Source organism: Paracoccus sp. (in: a-proteobacteria), assembly GCF_032007265.1.
Taxonomy (GTDB): Bacteria; Pseudomonadota; Alphaproteobacteria; order Rhodobacterales; family Rhodobacteraceae; genus Paracoccus.
Genome location: NZ_DALZMB010000148.1, coordinates 1 through 7,423, shown reverse-complemented (window position 1 = coordinate 7,423; position 7,423 = coordinate 1). Strand labels below are relative to the sequence as shown.

The following is a 7,423-nucleotide window of genomic DNA, read 5'->3' as shown; positions in this document are numbered from 1 at the left end:
CGAATCCGGGGGGCTGATTTGGTATCGCTTTGAAAAGGATGCAAAATGCGTAACTTTGATTTGACCCCCCTTTATCGTGCGTCGGTGGGGTTTGACCGGATGGCCGATGTTCTGGACCGTGCGCTTGCCTCGGATCTGTCGCAGCACAGCTATCCGCCCTATAATATCGAAAAGACCGGTGAGAACAGCTATTGCATCTCGATCGCCGTGGCGGGTTTTTCTGCTGATGAGCTGAGCGTTGAAGTGCGCGACGGCGCGGTCATCATTACGGGGCGCAAAGCCACCGAGGATGAGGGTCGCAGCTTCTTGCATCGCGGCATCGCAACCCGTGCCTTCGAGCGCAAGTTCACTTTGGCCGATCATGTCCGCGTCGAAGGTGCGAGCCATCAAGATGGCATGCTGAACATCGATTTGCGCCGCGAGATTCCCGAGGCGCTGAAACCGCGTCAGATCGAGATCTCGAAATCCTCGAAAGCAGTCGAGAAGCTGGCTTCTTGATCCGAGCGGACCGGGGCGCTGCCCCGGACCCCGGGATATTTTTGCATGAGTGACATTTGGCGGGCGCAGAGCAATCTGCGCCCGTTTTCAGTTTTGCGGATATCGGTGAAAATTTAGACCCGGCGGCTTAGACCTTGCGGCGCGCGCGGAGCGCGGCGGTGATGGTGCCATCGTCGAGGTAATCGAGCTCTCCGCCAACCGGGACGCCCTGGGCAAGGCCCGTCACCGTGACGCCGGTGTCGCAAAGGGCCTCGGCGATATAATGGGCCGTGGTTTGGCCGTCTACGGTTGCCGCCAGAGCAAGGATCACTTCGGTGACATGTTCGGCCGGGATACGTTGGATCAATTCGGGGATGCGCAACTGATCTGGGCCAATTTCGTCCAGCGCGGACAGGCTGCCGCCCAGCACGTGATAGCGGCCGCGAAAGGCACGGCCGCGTTCGAGCGCCCACAGATCTGCGACATCGGTGACGACGCAGATCTCGCCGGTTGCGCGCAGGTCGTCACGACAGATCGCGCAGGTTTCTGCCTCGGTGATATTGCCGCAAATGGAGCATTCTGTTGCGTTCTCGGCGACTTGCGACATCAAGGTGGCAAGTTGGGCCATTTGGCCGGTGCGTTTGCGGATGAGTTGCAGCACGATGCGCCGCGCCGAGCGAGGGCCGAGGCCCGGAAGTCGCGCAATTTGCGCGATCAGGGCCTGAATGTCGCTGTTATCCTCGCTCATGCGCGGCGGGCCTATGTTCAGAATGGCATTTTGAAATCGGCCGGGATGCCCATGGCACTGGTCATTTTGGCCATTTCTTCAGCCGATTTTTCCTCGGCGCGTTTTTGGGCATCCTTGATCGCGGCAAGGATCAGATCTTCGACCACTTCTTTATCTTCGGCGCGAAAGATTGAAGGGTCGATATCCAAAGCCGTCAGCTCGCCCTTGGCGGTTGCGGTGGCCTTGACCAGCCCTCCGCCCGATTGACCGGTGACGCTGAGCCGATGCAGGCCTTCCTGCATCTCGGTCATCTTGGCCTGCATATCCTGAGCGGCCTGCATCATTTTGGAAATGTCGCCAAAATTGCCGAAACCATCGATCATATCTTATTCCTCGTCCTCGAAAGGGTCCCATTCTTCGACCTCGGCCACGGGGCCTTCGGTCAGGTCATGTGGGGATGTATCCTCACCCACCGCTTTTTCAACCGCCACCTCGACGGGTGCTTTACGAATTTCGGTGATCTGGGCCGATGGAAAGGCCGCGAAAATCGCCTGAGCCAGCGGGGTCTGCATGACGCGCATGCGGATCGCGGCCTTTTCGGCGGCGCGGCGTTCCGAAATCGTCGGCTGACCGTCCTCGTTGGCGATGGTTACGGCCCAACGTGCGCCCCCGGTCCAGCTGCGCAGCCGGTCAGAAAGGCGGTTGGCCAGATCGCGTGGGGCATTATCGGTCGGTTGGAACTCGATCCGGCCGGGCGAATAGCGCACCAGCCGCAGGTGATCCTCGACCTCGAGCAAGAGCTTCATGTCGCGCATGCGGCGGATGAGCGAGATCACGGCCTCGAAGTCGGGATAGGCGGCAAGCGCATCAGGAGAGATCGCCAGCGCCATTGCCGATCCGTCACGATTGATCGAGGCATGTGACTGGGCTGCGGACTGCGCCACAACCGGGGCGGGGCGCACAGCACGCGGTGCCTGACCAGAGGGGGCCGAGCCCATGCCCGAGGGGCGCGCGAAATCGCCCGCAGTGATCGAGGCCTGAACCTTGCGGATCAGCGTATCGGGATCTGGCAGGTCGGCGACATGGGTCAGGCGAATGATCGCCATCTCGGCCGCCATCATGGCATTGGGCGCGGCCGAGACCTCTTCGAGAGATTTCAGCAACATTTGCCACAGCCGCGTCAGTGCCCGCATCGGCACTTTTTCGGCAAACTGCTGCCCGCGGCTGGCCTCATCGGGGCCGATGCTTGGGTCCTCGATGGCCTCGGGGGTGATTTTGAGGATCGAGATCCAATGGGTGATCTCGGCCAGATCGCGCAGCACGGCCAAGGGGTCGGCGCCATCGGCATATTGGGCTTGCAGCTCGGCCAGCGCTTCGGCCGCTGCACCGCGCAAGATCATGTCAAAAAGGTCAAGCACGCGCCCGCGATCGGCAAGGCCCAGCATTGCGCGCACCTGAGGGGCCGTGGTTTCGCCCGCACCATGGCTGATCGCCTGATCCAGCAGTGAGGTTGCATCACGCGCCGACCCTTCGGCGGCGCGGGTGATCAAGGCCAGCGCATCGTCACTGATCTGCGCGCCCTCGCGGGTCGCGATCTTTTGCAAAAGCGCGATCATCACCTCGGGTTCGATCCGTCGCAGATCGAAGCGTTGGCAGCGTGACAGCACCGTGACCGGCACTTTGCGGATCTCGGTAGTGGCAAAGATGAATTTCACATGCGGCGGCGGCTCTTCCAACGTCTTGAGCAGCGCGTTGAAAGCGCTGGTCGACAGCATATGCACTTCGTCGATGATATAGATCTTATAGCGCGCCGAGGCCGCGCGGTAATGCACGCTTTCGATAATCTCGCGAATATCGCCAACCCCGGTGCGCGAGGCTGCGTCCATTTCCATGACATCGACATGGCGCCCCTCTGAGATCGCGACACAATGTTCGCAAATTCCGCAAGGTTCGGTCGTGGGGCCACCTGTGCCATCCGGGCCAATGCAGTTCAGCCCCTTGGCGATGATCCTGGCCGTGGTGGTTTTGCCCGTGCCGCGAATGCCGGTCATCACAAAGGCCTGAGCAATGCGATCTGCGGCAAATGCGTTCTTGAGCGTGCGCACCATCGCATCTTGACCGACCAGATCGGCAAAGGTTTCGGGGCGATATTTGCGCGCCAATACCTGATAAGTCTGTCCGGTCTCTGTCATGGTCCCGCCTTTTGCAACCGCGTCACCTTAGCCGCGTGGGCCTGCCGGGGCAACAACCGCTGTGCGATGATTGCCCGCTGAAAGCCAGTCGCCGGGCTATAGCCACTGACACCGCCTGCGGCAGGGGCAGACCACTTGGCGTGGCACGTGGATGGGACCATATTGGCAGCTATGATGCGCAAACTGACACGACGCCATGTGCTGGCAAGCGGCCTTTGTGCCCCCTTGATTTGGGCCGCCGGGCCTGCAGGCGCGCGGCCCAGTGCCGTGTTGGACGACGCTGCCCGTTTCGGTCAACTGCGTGCCATTGCCGTCTGGAGCGGCGGGGTCGAGCTTGCTGCGCGCGGTTATGGCAAGTGGAATGTCGAGCAGGCAACCAATGTGAAATCGGCCTCGAAATCGGTGATATCGGCGCTGGTGGGAATTGCCATCTCGCGGGGCACGTTCAGCGGCGTAGACGAGCGGCTGTCAGAAATCTTGCCCGAGGATTTTCCGGTCCAGCGCGATCCACGGCTGAATGAGCTGACGATCAGCCATCTGTTGTCGATGCAATCGGGCCTGACCCCGCAATCGGGTGCTGCCTATGCCGCTTGGGTCACAAGTGACAATTGGGTGCGCAAAGCGCTGGCGGCGCCGATGGTAGAACGGCCGGGGGGGCGGATGCTCTATTCGACAGCCTCGACCCATTTGCTGTCGGCGGCCCTGGCCAAGCGCAGTGGGCGGACCACGCTGGATCTGGCGCGAGATTGGCTGGGGCAAATTCCGGGCTTTCGCATCGAGGCATGGCAGCGCGACCCTCAGGGCATCTATATCGGTGGCAATGAAATGGCGATGAGCACACGCTCGCTGCTGGCCTTTGGCGCAAGCTATGCCGCCGAGGGCTATGCCGGCGGGCGCAGCGTCATTCCCTTGAGCTGGATCAGGGAAAGCTGGCAACGCCGCACCGTCTCGACATTCACGAAATCAGGTTATGGATATGGCTGGTTTTTAGCGGAAATGGCGGGTCGACAGGTCAATTACGGATGGGGCTTTGGTGGCCAGATGATCTATGTGGCCCCTGCAACTGCTGATCGATCACCCGTGGCCATTGCCATGACTTCGGACCCGGCCTTGCCCTCGGGGGCGAATGGCTATCGCGCCCAGCTGCACCAGATCGCGACCGAGATTTTGACCAGCATCTAGCCTTGACTGAACGGCAGGGCCAAGGCCCGCTGCCCTTATCAGTCGCAGGATTTCATCGGCTTGCGGCATCCAGGATCATGCGCGGTGACCGGGCGGAAAGTTGGGAAAAAACGGCAGACGATTGACCTTGTGCGCCGGGCAAGATAACCGCGCCATATGGCCAGAGCACCCCTTCTTCAATTGACCGACATCTCGCTGACTTTCGGCGGGAATCCTGTATTCGACAACCTCAGCTTGACGGTTCAGCAAGGCGATCGTGTCGCTTTGGTGGGGCGCAATGGCTCGGGCAAGTCCACGCTGATGAAGGTGATGGCCAAGCTCATCGAGCCTGACCGCGGCGGGGTCGTGACCTCTGCCGGCACCTCGGTCGGCTATATGGAGCAAGAGCCCGATCTGTCGGGTTTCGAGACCCTTGGCGACTTCGCCGTCTCGGGCCTTGCCCCGGGCGAGGAATACCGCGTGGAAATGGCAGCCGAAGGGCTGAAGTTCGATCCCAAACGCCCCGTTGCGACCGCCTCGGGCGGCGAGCGTCGCCGTGCGGCTTTGGCCCGCCTGATGGCGTCAGAGCCTGATCTGATGCTTCTGGACGAGCCGACCAACCACCTTGACATCGAGGCGATTGGCTGGCTCGAAGAACAGCTTTCCTCGACCCGTACCGCCTATGTGCTGATCAGTCATGACCGCGCCTTCCTGCGCAATCTGACGCGCGCGACGTTGTGGATCGACCGCGGCGAGGTCCGTCGTCAGGAGCGCGGCTTCGAGGGTTTCGAAGAGTGGCGCGAGACCACTTGGGCCGCCGAGGACGAGGCGCGCCACAAACTTGACCGCAAGATCAAAGCCGAGGCGCGTTGGGCGGTCGAGGGCATTTCCGCGCGGCGCAAGCGCAATATGGGCCGCGTGCGTGCGCTGGCCGATCTGCGCGCCGAACGTGCGGGCCAGATCCGTCGTCAGGGCACCGCCGCCATGGAGATGGACGCAGGCCAGCAGTCGGGCAAGCGCGTGATCGACGCCAAGGGGATCAGCAAAAGCTTTGGCGATCGCGTGATCCTGCACCCGTTCGATCTGCGCGTCATGCGCGGTGACCGCGTGGCTTTCGTCGGCCCCAACGGCGCGGGCAAGACCACGCTGATCAAGATGCTGACCGGCGAGATTGCCCCCGATGAGGGCACAATCAAGCTGGGCACGAACCTTGATATCGCGGTTTTCGATCAGGCACGCAGCAAGATCGACGATACGGTGACGCTGTGGGATGCGTTGACCTCGGATCCGTCGATGAGCGTCTCGGGGCGCTCGGATCAGGTCATGGTGCGCGGCAATCCGCGCCATATCGTGGCCTATCTCAAGGACTTTCTTTTCGATGACGGTCAGGCGCGCGCGCCCGTTGGCAGCCTCTCGGGCGGTGAAAAGGCGCGGCTTTTGCTGGCGAAAATCATGGCACATCCCTCGAACCTGCTGGTTCTGGACGAGCCGACCAACGATCTTGATGTCGAGACGCTGGACCTGCTGCAAGACATTCTCGGCGATTATGATGGCACGGTGCTGCTGGTCAGTCACGACCGCGATTTCATCGACCGTGTGGCGACAACGACGGTGGCACTCGAGGGCGACGGCAAGGCCACCGCTTATCCTGGCGGCTGGTCGGACTACCGCGCGCAACGCGCCGATGACGGGGCCGTCTACGCGGTCTCTAGCGTCAAGCCTTCCGGCAAATCCGCCGAGGCCCCTGCTGCTGCGAAGCCCGTTAATCCCGCGAAAACGGGCCTGACTTTCACCGAGAAGAACCGCCTTGAAGCCTTGCCCGCCATCATGGAGCGGCTTGAGGCGGAAATCGCGAAACTGTCGGAGTTCCTGTCGGATCCCACGCTGTTCACGACCTCGCCGGTGAAATTCCAAAAGGCGAGCGAAGGCCTGTCGGAACGTCAGGTCAGCCTGATGGATGCCGAAGCCGAATGGCTGGCTCTGGCAGAACGCGACGCGGGTTAAACGTCACGCTTCACCGCATTGGAACGGGCGCCGATTGGGCGCCCGTTTTGCGTTGGAGGTTGCGTTTTAAAGCAGGGTGCCCTGCGGTTTCTCAGCCCTCGTCTTTGGCGACCGTCAACTGAGGTACCCCGTTCGAGGTCCGGCGATGAGATCGGCCGGTTTCGTCGATCGTTGCCCTGATCTGTTGGCGCAGGTTCGAGAAGCTCTCGAACGGCACGACATCGACGGGCTGATCAAAACGGATCCCGATCTGGCGATGGCTGTCGGGGCCGGACAATCCGGTCACTTGGCCCAAGAAGGGCTGTCCAAGGTAATGGCCGCGTACCCGATCACCCAATGCCAGCGCGGGCGGCGCATTGCGTTGGGTCAGGCGCGCGGACAGCGTGTTCCAGTCCTTCGCGCCTTGCTGCTTGGCGACCAGTTCAAGGGCCTGTGCATGGCTGATGTTTGTGCCTTGCAGGGACAGGGCCGCCCGCAACGCTTTGGCTTGGGCCTTGGCCGTGTCGATCGTCAGGGCGCTCATGCCGCACCTTCGGGGGTCGAGGCATGGATGGGGCAGACCGTTGGCTTGCGCCATCCCAATGACGGGGACGGGCAGGGGTTGGTTCGTTGGATTGCGTGCCGGATAGACATCGCTCACTCCTCAAGAAGCGTATTCCAAGATCGATGGGGGCCTGCATTGCCCACCGCACGAATACGTCGAGGGTGAGGGTCTTTCCGCTCCGGACTTCACCGTGACCAAAGGTCGGCAGGCGGCAGGTGTCCGGCACCTCGATTCCCGATTAGCGCCAAGCCTTGCCCCGATCAAGGAACGAATGCGTCATCGGGAAGGGAAAGGCCGCCCTGCACAAACGAAAAAGGG

The 7,423-nt window shown here is 61.8% G+C and carries 7 protein-coding genes; 3 read left to right on the top strand and 4 right to left on the bottom strand.

The annotated features are described in order from the left end of the window. Positions 1-45 precede the first annotated feature (45 nt). A complete protein-coding gene (locus tag RTS12_RS19300) occupies positions 46-498 on the top strand; it encodes an Hsp20 family protein (RefSeq protein WP_312531423.1) in 453 nt (150 codons plus the stop codon). 127 nt (positions 499-625) lie between these two features. Here the strand turns inward: RTS12_RS19300 and recR are convergent, their stop codons facing one another. From recR to RTS12_RS19285, 3 genes are read right to left on the bottom strand one after another with little or no spacing between them, the layout of a single operon-like run. Further along, positions 626-1,225: a recombination mediator RecR gene (recR, locus tag RTS12_RS19295; protein WP_312531421.1), complete on the bottom strand. Its 600-nt coding sequence runs from the start codon at positions 1,223-1,225 to the stop codon at positions 626-628. A 17-nt stretch (positions 1,226-1,242) separates the two neighbouring features. After that, complete coding sequence (locus tag RTS12_RS19290; RefSeq protein ID WP_312531419.1) at positions 1,243-1,587, bottom strand: YbaB/EbfC family nucleoid-associated protein; 345 nt, start codon at positions 1,585-1,587, stop codon at positions 1,243-1,245. A 3-nt stretch (positions 1,588-1,590) separates the two neighbouring features. Beyond that, entirely contained in the window at positions 1,591-3,396 is a 1,806-nt protein-coding gene (locus RTS12_RS19285) for a DNA polymerase III subunit gamma/tau (RefSeq protein WP_312531417.1), read from the bottom strand. A 174-nt stretch (positions 3,397-3,570) separates the two neighbouring features. Here RTS12_RS19285 and RTS12_RS19280 point away from each other — a divergent pair, with 174 nt between their 5' ends. Both RTS12_RS19280 and RTS12_RS19275 read left to right on the top strand, forming a co-directional pair. Further along, complete coding sequence (locus RTS12_RS19280) at positions 3,571-4,578, top strand: serine hydrolase (protein ID WP_312531415.1); 1,008 nt, start codon at positions 3,571-3,573, stop codon at positions 4,576-4,578. Between the two features lie 156 nt (positions 4,579-4,734). Then, positions 4,735-6,561, top strand: coding sequence for an ABC-F family ATP-binding cassette domain-containing protein (locus RTS12_RS19275; RefSeq protein WP_312531413.1), 1,827 nt, complete (start codon positions 4,735-4,737; stop codon positions 6,559-6,561). Between the two features lie 91 nt (positions 6,562-6,652). Here RTS12_RS19275 and RTS12_RS19270 read toward each other — a convergent pair whose 3' ends face one another. Then, entirely contained in the window at positions 6,653-7,084 is a 432-nt protein-coding gene (locus RTS12_RS19270; protein WP_312531411.1) for a glyoxalase superfamily protein, read from the bottom strand. Positions 7,085-7,423: the final 339 nt, after the last annotated feature.